Source organism: Janthinobacterium sp. HH104 (assembly GCF_001758715.1).
Taxonomy (GTDB): Bacteria; Pseudomonadota; Gammaproteobacteria; order Burkholderiales; family Burkholderiaceae_D; genus Janthinobacterium; species Janthinobacterium aestuarii.
Genome location: NZ_LRIB01000033.1, coordinates 138767 through 152882, shown reverse-complemented (window position 1 = coordinate 152882; position 14116 = coordinate 138767). Strand labels below are relative to the sequence as shown.

General features: G+C 58.7%; 10 protein-coding genes. 4 read left to right on the top strand and 6 right to left on the bottom strand.

Annotated features, from left to right (window positions below):
- Positions 1 to 84: 84 nt before the first annotated feature.
- The 3 genes from JAB6_RS13350 to JAB6_RS13340 all read right to left on the bottom strand — a co-directional run bounded on the left by JAB6_RS13350 (position 85) and on the right by JAB6_RS13340 (position 3342).
- Positions 85 to 813, bottom strand: coding sequence for an ABC transporter ATP-binding protein (locus JAB6_RS13350; protein WP_034752656.1), 729 nt, complete (start codon positions 811 to 813; stop codon positions 85 to 87).
- Positions 813 to 1583, bottom strand: a complete 771-nt coding sequence (locus tag JAB6_RS13345) for an ABC transporter ATP-binding protein (protein WP_034752653.1) — start codon at positions 1581 to 1583, stop codon at positions 813 to 815. The genes JAB6_RS13350 and JAB6_RS13345 overlap by 1 nt, the downstream gene beginning before the upstream one ends.
- A gap of 133 nt (positions 1584 to 1716) precedes the next feature.
- The gene (locus JAB6_RS13340) at positions 1717 to 3342 is read right to left on the bottom strand and encodes a GMC family oxidoreductase (RefSeq protein ID WP_070303222.1); all 1626 of its coding nucleotides are present in this window, start codon (positions 3340 to 3342) and stop codon (positions 1717 to 1719) included.
- A gap of 1464 nt (positions 3343 to 4806) precedes the next feature.
- Here JAB6_RS13340 and JAB6_RS13335 point away from each other — a divergent pair.
- The gene (locus JAB6_RS13335) at positions 4807 to 5583 is read left to right on the top strand and encodes a 5'-methylthioadenosine/adenosylhomocysteine nucleosidase (protein WP_083292711.1); all 777 of its coding nucleotides are present in this window, start codon (positions 4807 to 4809) and stop codon (positions 5581 to 5583) included.
- Between the two features lie 166 nt (positions 5584 to 5749).
- Here the strand turns inward: JAB6_RS13335 and putA are convergent, their stop codons facing one another.
- On the bottom strand, positions 5750 to 9403 hold the full coding sequence (gene putA / locus JAB6_RS13330) for a trifunctional transcriptional regulator/proline dehydrogenase/L-glutamate gamma-semialdehyde dehydrogenase (protein ID WP_070303220.1): 3654 nt from the start codon (positions 9401 to 9403) through the stop codon (positions 5750 to 5752).
- A gap of 207 nt (positions 9404 to 9610) precedes the next feature.
- On the opposite strand from putA, the gene JAB6_RS13325 reads away from it, so the two are divergent.
- A complete protein-coding gene (locus tag JAB6_RS13325; protein ID WP_010393827.1) occupies positions 9611 to 10066 on the top strand; it encodes an Lrp/AsnC ligand binding domain-containing protein in 456 nt (151 codons plus the stop codon).
- Between the two features lie 203 nt (positions 10067 to 10269).
- Entirely contained in the window at positions 10270 to 11829 is a 1560-nt protein-coding gene (locus tag JAB6_RS13320; protein WP_070303219.1) for a methyl-accepting chemotaxis protein, read from the top strand.
- A gap of 51 nt (positions 11830 to 11880) precedes the next feature.
- Here JAB6_RS13320 and JAB6_RS13315 read toward each other — a convergent pair whose 3' ends face one another.
- Positions 11881 to 12861, bottom strand: coding sequence for a LysR family transcriptional regulator (locus JAB6_RS13315; RefSeq protein ID WP_034752642.1), 981 nt, complete (start codon positions 12859 to 12861; stop codon positions 11881 to 11883).
- Positions 12862 to 13067: 206 nt separating this feature from the next.
- On the opposite strand from JAB6_RS13315, the gene JAB6_RS13310 reads away from it, so the two are divergent.
- Positions 13068 to 13373: a hypothetical protein gene (locus tag JAB6_RS13310; RefSeq protein ID WP_034752641.1), complete on the top strand. Its 306-nt coding sequence runs from the start codon at positions 13068 to 13070 to the stop codon at positions 13371 to 13373.
- A 60-nt stretch (positions 13374 to 13433) separates the two neighbouring features.
- Here JAB6_RS13310 and JAB6_RS13305 read toward each other — a convergent pair whose 3' ends face one another.
- Complete coding sequence (locus tag JAB6_RS13305) at positions 13434 to 14030, bottom strand: chalcone isomerase family protein (protein WP_070303218.1); 597 nt, start codon at positions 14028 to 14030, stop codon at positions 13434 to 13436.
- Between the last annotated feature and the right edge of the window lie 86 nt (positions 14031 to 14116).

Here is a 14116-nt window from a genome sequence, read left to right as displayed (position 1 = left end):
GGTGTCTCCGTTGGGATTATTGTTTGCTATTCAGTCGATTGCTGACGATGGACGCTTACAAGATATACGCGTACTACAAGGGGACTACACGCCAAGCAGCTCGGTCAATACCGGCATCTTGGCCTCCAGTTCGGATGCAGCAAAAGTCTCGACGATCTGACCGTGCTCCATCACATAAAACCGGTCCGCCAGCGGCGCGGCAAACCGGAAATTCTGTTCCACCATGACAATGGTGTAGCCCTTCGCCTTCAGGGTGGTGATCATGCGCGCCAGCCCTTGCACGATGACGGGCGCCAGGCCTTCGGAAATTTCATCGAGCAGCAGCAAACGCGCGCCCGTGCGCAGGATGCGCGCCACGGCCAGCATCTGCTGTTCCCCGCCCGACAGGCGCGTTCCCTGGCTGTGCCGGCGTTCCTGCAAGTTCGGGAACATGGCGTAGATTTCCTCCACCGACATGCCCTTCTCGCCGCTGGCCAGGGTCGGCGGCAGTAGCAGGTTTTCCTCGGTCGACAGCGAGGAAAAAATACCGCGCTCTTCGGGACAATACCCGATGCCCAGGTGGGCGATTTTGTGCGTGGCCAAACCTATCGCTTCGACGCCGTTGACTTTGATGGAGCCTGTACGGGCGCCCGTCAGCCCCATGATGGCGCGCAAGGTCGTCGTACGGCCGGCGCCGTTGCGGCCCAGCAAAGTGACCACTTCGCCCTGCGCCACTTTCAGGTTCACGTCGTGCAGGATGTGCGATTCGCCATACCAAGTGTGCAGTTGCGTAATTTCCAGCGCGGGTGCGCCGCCATTCACTTGTGTCGCCATCAATGCGCCCCTTCCAGTTCCGCGTGGGTGGTGCCCATGTACGCTTCCATCACTTGCGGATTGCGCGACACTTCCGCATAACTGCCTTCGGCCAGCATGGCGCCACGCTGCAGGACGGAAATCTTGTCGCAGATGCCAGAGACCACGCTCATATTGTGTTCCACCATCAAAATCGTGCGGCCAGCCGACACTTTTTTGATCAGTTCCGTCACGCGGTGCACGTCTTCGTGGCCCATGCCTTGCGTGGGTTCGTCGAGCAGCATCATTTCCGGCTCCATCGCCAGGGTGGTGGCAATTTCCAGCGCCCGCTTGCGCCCGTACGGCATGTCGACCGTAATGGTGTCGGCAAACTCCGTCAGGTCGACTTCGGCCAGCAAGGCCATGGCACGGTCGTTGAGCTGGTTCAATGCGCGTTCGCTTTGCCAGAAGTGGAACGAGGTACCGAGCTGGCGCTGCAAGCCGATACGCACATTCTGCAGCACGGATAAATGGGGAAAGACGGCGGAAATCTGGAAGGAACGGATCACGCCCATGCGCGCGATCTGGGCCGGTTTGGCGGCCGTGATATCTTTCCCATTGAACAGGATCTGTCCGGAAGTGGGGACCAGGAATTTGGTGAGCAAGTTAAAACACGTGGTCTTGCCGGCGCCGTTCGGACCGATCAAGGCGTGGATATGGCCGCGCTCTACCTTCAGGTTCACGTCGCTCACAGCGGTGAAACCCTTGAATTCCTTGGTCAAATTTCTTGTTTCCAAGATTACGTTTGACATCGTGTCTCCTAGTTGTACTTTTTGTACTACTTAGTCATTTTTATAATACACAACTTAAATTTAACGCACAATACAGTATAACTACGGGGATTTTTCGCCGGCCCGAATGGCGCAAACTCGCACGTTTGCCCCGCTATTTCCAGGCCGCATGTATCATTTGCGCCGCTTTTTCCGCGATCATCACCGTGGGCGAGTTCGTGTTACCAGAAGTAATGTACGGCATGATCGAGGCATCGACGACGCGCAAACCGGCCACGCCGATCACGCGCAACTGGCTGTCGACCACGCTTGAGGCCTCGCTGGCCAGGCCCATGCGACAAGTGCCCACAGGATGAAAAATGGTGGTGCCGATCTGGCTGGCCGCCTGCGCCAGTTCTTCCTGGCTCTGGAATTGCACGCCAGGCTTGTATTCTTGCGGCGCAAATTTTTTCAGGGCTGGTGCGGCGGCGATGGTCCGCGTCAGGCGCAAGGCGTCGGCCGCCACGGCGCGGTCCTGCTCCGTACTGAGGTAATTGGGCATAATCTTTGGCGCCGCATAGCTGTCGGCCGATGCGATCTGCACGTGACCACGCGACGTGGGACGCAGATTGCAGACGCTGGCCGTAAACGCGGGAAACGCGTGCAAGGGTTCGCCGAATTTGTCGAGCGACAAGGGCTGCACGTGGTATTGCAGGTTCGGCGTGGCTTGCTGCGGATCGGACTTGGCGAACGCCCCCAGCTGCGATGGCGCCATCGACATGGGCCCGCTCTGAAACAGCGCATATTGCAAGCCGATCTGCATCTTGCCCAGCATATTGCCCGCCATGATGTTCAGCGTTTTCACGCCCTGGACTTTAAAGACCATGCGCAGCTGCAGGTGGTCCTGCAAATTGCCGCCCACGCCAGGAGCGTCCAGCACGGGCGCGATGCCATGCTGCTGCAGCAAGGCGGCCGGGCCGATGCCGGACAATTGCAGCAATTGCGGCGAGCCGATGGCGCCCGCCGTCAGCAAGGTTTCCCGCTTGGCCGTCGCCTGCCACTGCGTGCCGCCGCCCGTAAACACGATGCCCGTGCAACGGGGGCCCGACTCCGAAGTCTCAAGCAACAGGCGTTCCACGTGGCAGCCCGTCATGATGGTCAGATTCGGGCGGCGCGATGCCGGTTTCAAAAATGCTTTCGAGGTATTCCAGCGGATGCCGCGGCGCTGGTTGACGTCGAAATACGCGCTGCCGCTATTGTCGCCGCCATTGAAATCGCTGGTTTTCGGGATGCCGACTTGCTGCGCCGCATCGCGGAACGCGTTCAGGATATCCCATGACAGCCGCTGTTTTTCCACGCGCCACTCGCCGCCCACACCATGGTTTTCCGAAGCGCCGCCGTAATAATCCTCGCTTTGCTTAAATAGCGGCAAGACCTTGTCCCAGCGCCAGGAAGCGTCGTCCGTCAGGTCGGCCCAGTGATCGTAATCGCCGGCCTGGCCCCGCATATAGATCATGCCGTTGATGGAAGAACTGCCGCCGAGCACCTTTCCGCGTGGATAGATCAGGCTGCGCCCGCCCAGTCCCGCGTCCGCCTGCGTGGAATACAGCCAGTCCGTGCGGGGATTGCCGATGCAATGCAGATAGCCGACGGGGATGTGGATCCACACGTAATCGTCCTTGCCGCCCGCTTCCACGAGCAAAACATTGGCGTCCTTGTCGCGTGTGAGCCGGTTGGCCAGCACGCAACCTGCCGTACCGCCGCCCACGATGATGTAGTCGTATTCGCCTGCCGATTCCAATGAAGCTCCTTTCGGTATGCCATCAAGCTGTCACGCGGCGTGTCTCCCCGCCGCGTTCCGCTACCAGAGTCTGTCTTTCTTCATGCATGCATAGCTGCTGAGCCGCCTTGAGATTACCACCAGTGCCGAACCAGGGCGACATTAATCGTTGCCTGGGATACGAACAAGCGTCACGGCAAGGTAAAAAAGCATCAAACCAGGGGCGGCAAGCTGTGGATAACCGTATGGATATCCACAAGGACGATATGTGTGTAAACGAAAAATTTTTTCAGCGGCTTTTTTTTGTCCAGAAACCGTCCCAGGCAGATACAACCCTTACTCAGCGCTTATCCGCACGCCAAGCGATTGTTTACAAGGATAAATCGGGACTTATCCACAGAAGATGCCGCCGTTAACTACTATTACTATTCTTGTATACGAACTTGTTAAGGTAAACCCGACAACGCACGCTTTGCCTGCCGTACGCCTTAGCGAACCTCCGCAAGCCTGTCTTCAAAAAAAAGCTGGGCAACAGCGTTGGCTGACAAAAAAAATCGAGCCGACAACTGAGCGACGAAAACCGGCACGGCCGGCATCACGCAAACAGCACTGCCAAACCGTTTTGCAAAATGGAAATGTCAACAGACCTGAGCAGGCACAGTGCCAGCAGGCGGTTCGATGTCGAAAAAAGGGGAAATTTGAAACGATTGTGGATAAGTCATTTGATATCCACAGGATGACTTGTGCGTAAACACGAACTTTTGCACAGGCCCGCATTTTATACAATTTTGCTCCTCGCGTGATACAGCGATTATGCACGCTTTATTTTGCGTGTAAACGATTGATCCTGTTGAAAAAAAGCGACTTATCCACAGAAAAAAACGCGTTTACTATTACTACTATTTTTATATATAGATCTATTGTAAACCGACAAAAAAAGCGGAAATCCGGGGATATTTCCAAAAAGTACGCCAAACCGTCAAAAAAAAAGCCAACGGCAACATCGCGACCCACTACCAAACCGTCTTCCAGGAATCAACTGGACGCTCACGTCGGTGAAAGAACAACGCTCGTGCCCGCTCACTGTTGATTGGCAGACATGGGCCTATGCCAACGAAACACGTTAAACATGCCACTACAGCAAGAAAAAACACGATTTTTGCGTACTGGTGTGGATAAGTGCCTGCATATCCACAGGATGAGATGTGGGGAAAGTCGATCTTTGTCCACAAGCCAATTTTTATCCCAAACAAGTCCTCCGTGGATACAATGCTTGTGCGCCTACTTTTTTGTGCGCTAAGTCGATGATTTTTCGATGGTATACCGACTTATCCACAAAAAAATGGCCGTTTACTATCACTACTATTTTTATGTATACATCTTTATTTAAAACACAGAGACAAACGCGAACAGTGGAAAAGTCGCCGAAACGGCTGTTTTCACCATGTAAACCGTTTTGCCATTCAAAAAAACTGTAAAAGCAGCATGCAAACACATAAAAAAATGCGTTTAGGCATCATCAGTGCCTTGCACGAAGAACAGCAGGGGCTGGTAGAAGCCATGCAAGGCCCCCAGAGGCATTCGCACGGCATGCGCGACTACACCCTGGGAACCCTGTGGAATATCGACGCTGTGTGCGTCCTGTCGCGTCTGGGCAAGGTTGCCGCCGCCATGACAGCTTCTATCCTTGTGGAAAAGTACGGAGTTACCCACATCGTCTTCACCGGCGTGGCCGGCAGTGGGGATAAACGCGTGAAAGTGGGCGATATCGTCGTGGCCGAAGCGCTGTTGCAGCACGATATGGACGCCCGCCCCTTGTTTCCCCGTTTTGAAGTGCCATTGACTGGCCTGCAGCGTTTTGCCACGGACCTGGAACTGAGCACGCAACTGGCTGGCGCCGCAGAAGATTTCCTGCGTGACGATGTGTCCAGCGTGCTCAAGGCGGCCGATATCGCGGCATTTGGCTTGCAGCACGCGCGAGTGCACCGCGGCCTGATCGCCAGCGGCGACCAATTCATCAGCAGTGCCGCGCATCTGAACCAGCTCAAAGTAGATATCCCCGACTTGCTGGCCGTCGAAATGGAAGGCGCCGCCGTGGCGCAAGTGTGTTTTGAACTGGGCGTGCCGTTTACGGTCATGCGCACCATTTCCGACAACGCCAACGAAGAGGCGGCCGTCGACTTCATGCGTTTCGTGCAAACCGTCGCTTCGCCATACGCGTATACGGTGATCCAGCAATTGTGCCAGCGCCTGGCTGGCTGATTTTTCATCCAGCGTGCATAAAAAAAGGGCAGAACCACTGGTTCTGCCCTTCTTATTTCGATACAAAGGAGCCTGAAAAATGTTCAGGGCTAGGCGCCTTGCCGCAGGCAGTACGAATGTACGGCCAGGCAAGGCAACAACGCCATGGACTTTTTCTCAGGTTCCTTTAGACACTGAGCATCATCAGGCTGGCATTCCCACCCGCCGCCGTCGTATTCACGCACAGCGCCCGCTCAGCGACCAGGCGCCACAGGGGGATGGCACCCTCTTGCGTGGTGGCGATGGTGCCCACCAGCGCCCCTTCCCGTGCCGCCAGCAGCGGTTTGAGCTGGCCATCGAGGCTAGGCTCGATCATGGCGATCTGGAAATCATGCTTGACCGACTCCAGGTTGCTGACGATCTGGATGCGGTCCTTCAGCGCGGCCGGCAAGTCGCCCGGGATTAGTTCCGGCGATTGTGCCAGCACCAAGGCCTCGTTACCGGTGGCCAGGACGGCGGCCAGCTGGTTCATCAGCGTGCCCGAGGTCGCTGCCGCGCACAGAATCGTGCCGCGCGCGGCAAAGCTCAGGGTATTGCGCTCGCCTGTCGGGCCTGGCAAGACGGTGGTGCTGCCCAGCAAGGTGGTGCGTGCGTATTCCTGCGCCAGTTGTTCGACCTTGTCGTGGCCATGCATCTTTGCCCACACGGTCAGCGCGTCGAGTGCTGGCGGCGCCTGGCGTTGATGCTGCGCGCCGGCCGGCGCATTGCGCTGCAGGCGTTTCAGGTACAGGGGGCCGCCCGCCTTGGGGCCGGTGCCTGATTTGCCTTCGCCGCCGAACGGCTGCACGCCGACGACGGCGCCGACGATGTTGCGGTTCACATAAATATTGCCTACGTGCGCGCGCTTGGTAATGAAATCGATCGTTTCATCGATGCGTGTATGGATGCCCAGGGTCAGGCCGTAACCGCTGTCGTTGATCGATTGCACCAGTTGCGGCAGCTCGGAGCGCTTGTAGCGGATCACGTGCAGCACGGGGCCGAAGACTTCCTGCGTCAATTGCGCCAGCGACTTGATTTCCAACACGGTCGGGGCGACAAACGTGCCTTTGACGGTCGGCAAATCGAGCGAATAATGGTCGATGGCCATGGTTTTCATCTTGTTGATGTGCGCCAGCAAGTTACCTTGCGCTTCCGCATCGATGACGGGACCGATATCGGTGGCCAGGCGGTCAGGATTACCGACGCGTAATTCCTGCATGGCGCCCTTGAGCATATGGATGGTCTTGTCGGCGATTTCCGTTTGCAGGAATAGCACGCGCAAGGCCGAGCAGCGCTGGCCGGCGCTGTCAAAAGCGGACGACATCACATCTTGCACCACTTGCTCCGGCAAGGCGGACGAATCGACGATCAGGGCGTTCTGGCCACCCGTTTCGGCGATCAGGGGAATGTCGATGCCTTCGGCCACGGCGCGCGCGCTCAGATTGCGGTTGATCAATTGCGCCACTTCCGTCGAGCCCGTGAAAATCACGCCTTTCACGCGTGCGTCATTGCACAGGCCGGCGCCGACGACTTCGCCGCTGCCGGGCAAGAATTGCAGCGCGCCGCGCGGTACGCCTGCCATGTGCAGCAATTGCACGGCGCGGTGGGCGATCAGCGGCGTTTGCTCGGCCGGCTTGGCCAGCACCACGTTGCCTGCGGCCAGGGCGGCGGCCAGCTGGCCCGTAAAGATGGCCAGCGGGAAGTTCCACGGGCTGATGCAGGTGACGGGACCGAGCGCCAGGGTATTCGGCGCGTGTTCCACCTGCGCCGCGTAGTAGCGCAGGAAGTCGACGGCTTCGCGGATTTCCGCGATCGCGTTCGGCAGGGACTTGCCCGCTTCGCGCACGGCCAGGGCCATCAGCTCGATGTGGTGTTCCTCGAACAGGTCGGCCGCGCGCAGCAACGCTTGTGCGCGAATCGACGGCTCCGTGGTTTGCCAATCCATGGCGTACGCGCTGGCGCTGGCCAGGGCCGTTTCCACGTCGGCCGGACCGGCTTCCATGACCTTGCCCACGACATCGTCGTGCTGGGCCGGATTGTGCAGCATATGCGTGGGGCCATTCAGGCTGACGGCGCCATCGATCAGCGGCGCTGCCTGCCATGTCTGCTGCTGCGCCAGGCCCGTGGCCAAGGTGCGCAAAGTATCTTCATTCGACAGGTCCAGGCCGGCCGAGTTCCTGCGTTCGCTGCCAAACATGTCCAGCGGCAGCGGAATCGACGGATGCGGCAAGCCGCCCTGCAGGCGCGCCTGCTCGAGCGGATCGCGGATCAGGCTATCGATGGCCACGCTTTCGTCGACGATCTGGTTGACGAACGAGGAGTTGGCGCCGTTTTCCAGCAGGCGGCGCACCAGGTAGGCCAGCAGGGTTTCATGCGAGCCGACGGGCGCGTAGATGCGGCACGGCTTGTCGAGATTCTCGGGGCCGACGACCTGGTCGTACAAGGTTTCACCCATGCCGTGCAGGCACTGGAATTCATAGTCGGTGATGCCGTCGCGTTTCGCCCAGGTATAAATGGTCGACAGGGTTTGCGCGTTGTGCGTGGCAAATTGTGGATAGATCAGGCTGCTGGCGGCCAGCAGTTTTTGCGCGCACACGAGGTAAGAGACGTCCGTGTAGACCTTGCGCGTGTAGACGGGATAGCCTTCCTGGCCGTCGACTTGCGCGCGTTTGACTTCCGCATCCCAATACGCGCCCTTGACCAGGCGCACCATGAACTTGCGGCCGCTGCGGTGCGCCAGGTCGATCAGGAAATCGATGGCAAACGGGCAGCGTTTTTGATACGCCTGCACCACGTAGCCGATGCCGTCGAAGCCGGCGAGGTCCGCATCGAAAGCCAGTGCTTCCATCAGGTCGAGCGACAATTCCAGGCGGTCCGTTTCTTCCGCATCGATGTTGAAGCCGATGTTGTACTGTTTGGCCAGCAACAGCAGCGCTTTGACTTTCGGCAGCAATTCTTCCATGACGCGGGTACGCTGGGCGCGGCTGTAGCGCGCATGCAGGGCCGACAGTTTCACGGAAATGCCGGGACCGTTGCGGATGCCGCGGCCGTTCGACGCCTTGCCGATGGCGTGGATTGCCGTTTCGTACGAGGCGTAGTAGTTGGCCGCGTCCTGCTGCGTCAGGGCAGCCTCGCCCAGCATGTCGTACGAGTAACGGTAGCCGCGCGTTTCATTCTCGCGGCTGTTTTTCAGCGCTTCCTCGATGGTTTGACCCGTCACGAACTGGTTGCCCAGCATGCGCATGGCCAGGTCGACGCCTTTGCGGATCAGCGGTTCGCCGCCTTTGGCGATGAGCTTGGTCATGGCCGAACCGAGGCCCGATTCGCTGCTGGTACTGACCAGTTTGCCCGTAATCAGCAAACCCCAGGTGGCCGCGTTGACGAACAGCGACGGCGATTCGCCCAGGTGTTTCTTCCAGTCACCCTTGCTGATTTTGTCGGCGATCAAACGGTCGGCCGTCTGACTGTCGGGTATACGCAACAGCGCTTCAGCCAGACACATCAATGCAACACCCTCTTCCGACGATAGCGAGAACTCGTGCATCAGTGCATCGACGCCGGACGCGCGTGTGCGTTTTTGGCGCACGTTCGAGACCAGGCGGTGCGCCAGCGCTTGTCCTTCGGCCATCGTTTCGGTGCTGCTGGGGCGCACTTGTTGCAACAGCCACTGCACCGCGGAAACCTCGTCGCGCCTATAGGCGGCGGTGATGGCGGCGCGTTGTGGAGTCGCTTCGGGCAGGATTTCTGCCTGGAACGCAGCAAAAGGAATCGGGGTAAAAGCCGAGGGGCCTGCAGGGTGCATAAGTGCTCTTTACAAGGAAAAAGGGGACGAAAACTGACGTAATTCTTGCTCTTTTTTGGTGCAAAAAAATACAGAAAGTCGGACGTTAAGATGATTCGATTGTAAAGGGGATTCTTATGGATTAATTCTGGTAATACAGGGGACTAGCAATAGATAGTTTTTGATGCGACAATTTAACCAAATAATATTAATTTGGGGGTGATGGGAATGCTGGACAAGATCAGTAAGAAAATCCTGATGGAATTGCAGAGCGATGGACGCATCAGCAATGTGGAGCTGGCCGCGCGCGTGAACCTGTCGCCGGCCGCCTGCCTGGAGCGCGTGCGCAAGCTGCACGAATCCGGTTACATCATGGGCTATACGGCCCAGTTGAACCCGCAGCTGCTCGACGTGTCGCTGCTGGTGTTCATCGAAGTGGTGCTCGATCGCACGACACCGGAAGTGTTCGACGCCTTCAAGCATAGCGTACAAATCATTCCAGAGGTACTGGAATGTCATATGGTCGCTGGCGGTTTCGATTACCTGGTCAAGGCGCGCGTCAAGGACATGGCCGCTTACCGCGAATTCCTGGGCAAGACGCTGTTGCAGAAAGGTGTGCGGGAAACCCACACTTATGCCGTCATGGAAGAGGTCAAAAACACCACCAAATTGCCAATTAAGTGACCCTGGTGTAGCCGTCCCGTTTTTCTGATTGAGCTATCGGAACAAATGTTGTAGGGTAGAACTACAATTCTGCTATCCGGTAGCCGGCCTGAAAACACGCGCAGACGTTGTGTTCAGGGTGCAAGGTGGGCAATCGTGCCCACCCGCATACGGCCACAGCACGTCCCTCCCGGGACGTGACGGGTTCGCGCAGCGGGGGACAAATGAAGCAGTTGCAGCATCAGCTGGTGCGTTTCTTTGTATTCACGATCCTGGCAATGGCCGTCGCCTGTTGCCTGGCCTATCTGCTGCTGCTGTCGGGCGGCGACCATCCTTATTTGATTGCCTGCGTGGCCGCCGCCATCGGCGCCGCGCTGCTGGCGTTTGCCGGCCGTCCGCGCGGCGAACCGGGCTTGCACCAGTTCGCCGACACGGTGGGCAATGCCATCGATGCCATCATGATCGGTGCTGCGGAAACCTCGTATTTTGTCGATTCCGTCAAACAGAAGGTGGAACTTGATGTCCGCACGGCCAGCGACATTGCCGACAGTTCCGTACAAAATGCCGCGATGACGGAAAAGATCGCCGCCAATGCGGAACGGGCCGCCAAGGTGGCCGCCGGCGTGCGCGTGGAAAGCGTGGCGGCGCGCGCCGAAGTGGACCAAGGCTTGCGCCGCATCAATACGGCACGCGAGGAAGCGCAAGGCGCGTCCAGCACGATGCTGAGTCTGCAGGAAAAATCCAAACGCATCACGGGCTTCACGGAAGCCATTTCCGATATTTCCGCGCGTACCAATTTGCTGGCGCTGAACGCCGCCATCGAAGCGGCCCGTGCCGGCGAACATGGCCGCGGTTTTGCCGTCGTGGCCGGTGAAGTGCGGCAATTGGCGCAGCGCACCAAGGAAGCTTCCGATGAAATCAGCGTGATGGTGCGCGAAATCAATGAACAGTCGGAAAAGGCCGCGCGCGGCATGAGTTCGCTGGCGGCCGGTGTCACGGAAGCGGCGCGCAATGTGGAAAGCGTGCATGCCTCGCTCAGCCATATTGAGCAATCGTCGGGCGAGTCGGAAGACGAGATCGGGCAAATCGCCCGCGCCTCGCGCGAACACGTCGACACGACGCAAGTGATCGCCGACGCCATCCTGCAAATCCGCGACAGCATGCTGTCGACGAATGCCGAATTGCCGCGCGCCACGCAATCGGCCATGGCCTTGGCCGAGCGGGCCGAAGTGATCGCCGGCGCCCTCGGTGAATCGAGCGTGGCCACGCCGCACGACGAGATCCGCGAGGCGGCCCAGCGCGCCGCGCGCGAGGTGGGCAAACTGTTCGAGCAAGCGATCGCATCGGGCCGCATCACGCGCGAAGCCCTGTTCGACCGCCACTACCGCCCGATTCCGAACACCAATCCGCCCAAGCACAACACGAAGTTCGACGCTTTTACAGACAAGGTGCTGCCCGACCTGCAGGAAGGCGTGCTGGCCGCCCTGCCCCACCTGGCGTATGCGGGCGCCGTCGACAACAATGGCTATTTTCCGACGCACAACAAAAAGTTTTCCCAGCCGCTGACGGGCGACTACGCCACCGATATGGTCAATAACCGCACCAAGCGCATCTTCAGCGACCGCACGGGCAAGCGCTGCGGCAGCAACACCAAGGCCTTCCTGCTGCAGACGTATAAACGCGACACGGGCGAGGTCATGCACGATTTGTCCGTGCCCATCCACGTCGAAGGCAAGCACTGGGGCGGTTTTCGCATCGGTTACCGATCCAGCAATCATGCATAGCAAAACGCCTGATGAGAGATCATCAGGCGTTTTTTCTTGTGCCGGCGACGCTTATTCGATATGGGGCTTGGGCGCCACGCCGCCGCCGGCCGCCGTGGCCGTGCGCAGGGTGGGCGTGTTCATGCTTTCCAGATGATTACGCAGCCATTTGTGGGCGGGGCTGCGGGCGTCGCGCTCGTGCCACAGCATGTCCAGGTGGACGGCCGGCAAGGTCAATGGCAAATCCTTGTACAGCAGGGACTCCGTCATGCCCGTCGAGGCGATCAAATGGCGCGGCAAGACCGTGATCAGGTCGGAATTGGCGACCACTCGGCCTGCCGTGAAGAACTGGTTGACCGTCAACAGGATGCGCCGTTCGCGGTGGATCTGCGACAGGGCTTCGTCGATCAAGCCATGCGCGCGGCCGGAAAAGCTCACCAATAAATGGTTGGCTGCGCAGTAGTTATCCAGGGTCAATTCTTTGTCGGCGAGTGGATGGCCGCGCCGCATCACGCACACATACTTGCCGGAATACAAGCGCTCGTGGCGGATGGGCGAACCCGTTTCGCTCGACAATTGCGCTGCCACGCCGGGAAAGAAGCCCACGGCCAGGTCGATGTCGCCGCGTAGCAGCATGGGGCGCGGTTCGCGCGTCGTCAGCGGCATCATGCGCACGTTGACGCCCGGTGCTTCCCGTTCGATCGAGCGCATCAGCGAGGGCAGCCAGAACGCGGCCGTCGCATCGGCCATCGCCATGCGGAAAGTGGCGTGGGTCTTCGACACGTCGAAGGTTTCCGGCGTGACGGCCGCTTCGAGGCTGGCCAGGGCCGAGCGCACGGATGGCCATAGTGCTTCGGCGCGGGGCGTGGGTTTTACGCCATACGCCGTGCGGATCAGCAATTCGTCACCGAGGCTCTCGCGCAGGCGTTTGATGGCGTTTGATACCGCCGGCTGCGTCATCGCCAGGTGGCCGGCTGCGCGCGTCAGGTTTTGTTCCGTCATGACGGCGTCGAAAACACGCAGCAAGTTCAGATCCAGCGTCAGAAAACTCATGGAAAGCCCAAGATAAAAGTTGAATTGATTACTTAAAATTGATTACTTAGGAGTGTAAACCGCGCCGGGCGCGAATATTTTCACTCGTTAAAAAATATTACAGTTTTCCATTCACGATTCATATAATTGGTATCAAGAAATGGAATTAGATTTATATGTTGCACTGCACTATAGTACTGGCAAATTCTATAATGCACTGGAACACTATGTCTACCTTCGCCTCCGCCCTGTACGCAGTATCCGCACCCGTGCTGGAGATTTCTCTGCTGAACGCCCTGCAACTCGTGCTGGTGATCGTCGCCGTGGGCGCGTTCGCCCTGCTGTTCAAGCCTTTGCTGGTGGGGATCGCCCGCGCCATGATGCTGGTGGTGCGTCCCAAGCTGAGCCGCGAAGAGCGTCTGGCGCGCCAGCAGATGCGCGAAGCGCAAGCCTTGAAGCGCACTTTGGGCAAGATGGATGGCGTGTCGCCAAGCAACGCCGCCGAATTGCGCGCCCTGTCGACACGCGCATAAGCTCGCTGTTGCAGATGACAAGCCGGCATGCGCCGGCTTTTTTTACGCCCGCGTTTTGCTTCAGGCCATATCGCCCAGCAAATGCGCGCGCAACAAGGTGTCGGCAGGATGGGCGCCGATCCAGATTTTCAGCAGCGCATTGTAAAAGGCCAGGTCCGGCACCATGTCGCCCACCTGCTTGCCGTTCAGTTTGCACAAGGTTCCCTCTTCCGGCAGCCAGTCCACGGTGAGAATGTCGCCCTTTTTCAGGCCCGGTACCATTTCGAACATGGCGCCGAACTGCATCGTCTGGCTCAGCAGGCGCGTGCGGTCGGCCTGGTCGGAACTGCGCTTCAAGCCCTGCATGAAGGCTTGCCCCAGCTCGTCGGAAGTGATGTCGCGCAGCATGACGATTTCCAGGCGGCGCGGTCCGGGCAGCGCCAAAATGTCGGCCAGCTGGGTTTTCTTTTCCGGCAGGTACAGCGCGATCGTATAGACCTTGAAGATGACCTTGTAGCGCACGCCGGCGCCGTTGAGTTTCAACTCGCGGCTGGCCAGCTGTACCGTGTCGTCCAGCTTGACGCCGCCCACCTCGACGGCAAGCGCCGTTTGTGCCAGGCAGGCGCACAGGCAGGCGGCAGTGAGGGAACAGCCGAAACGGGATGTGCGTATTTGCATCTTCTACCTCCGTGGAAACCATGGGCTGTGGATAAGTCAGCACACAGTGTAGAACAGTTGGCAGAAGCTGGCGCCACGCAGAAGTG

Bases quoted from the DNA above. Each gene is read 5' to 3' on its own strand.
- JAB6_RS13335 (WP_083292711.1), top strand. From the start codon at position 4,807: ATGCAAACACATAAAAAAATGCGTTTAGGCATCATCAGTGCCTTGCAC.
- JAB6_RS13320 (WP_070303219.1), top strand. From the start codon at position 10,270: ATGAAGCAGTTGCAGCATCAGCTGGTGCGTTTCTTTGTATTCACGATC.
- JAB6_RS13315 (WP_034752642.1), bottom strand. From the start codon at position 12,861: ATGAGTTTTCTGACGCTGGATCTGAACTTGCTGCGTGTTTTCGACGCC.
- JAB6_RS13310 (WP_034752641.1), top strand. From the start codon at position 13,068: ATGTCTACCTTCGCCTCCGCCCTGTACGCAGTATCCGCACCCGTGCTG.
- JAB6_RS13325 (WP_010393827.1), top strand. From the start codon at position 9,611: ATGCTGGACAAGATCAGTAAGAAAATCCTGATGGAATTGCAGAGCGAT.
- JAB6_RS13350 (WP_034752656.1), bottom strand. From the start codon at position 813: ATGGCGACACAAGTGAATGGCGGCGCACCCGCGCTGGAAATTACGCAA.
- putA (WP_070303220.1), bottom strand. From the start codon at position 9,403: ATGCACCCTGCAGGCCCCTCGGCTTTTACCCCGATTCCTTTTGCTGCG.
- JAB6_RS13345 (WP_034752653.1), bottom strand. From the start codon at position 1,583: ATGTCAAACGTAATCTTGGAAACAAGAAATTTGACCAAGGAATTCAAG.
- JAB6_RS13305 (WP_070303218.1), bottom strand. From the start codon at position 14,030: ATGCAAATACGCACATCCCGTTTCGGCTGTTCCCTCACTGCCGCCTGC.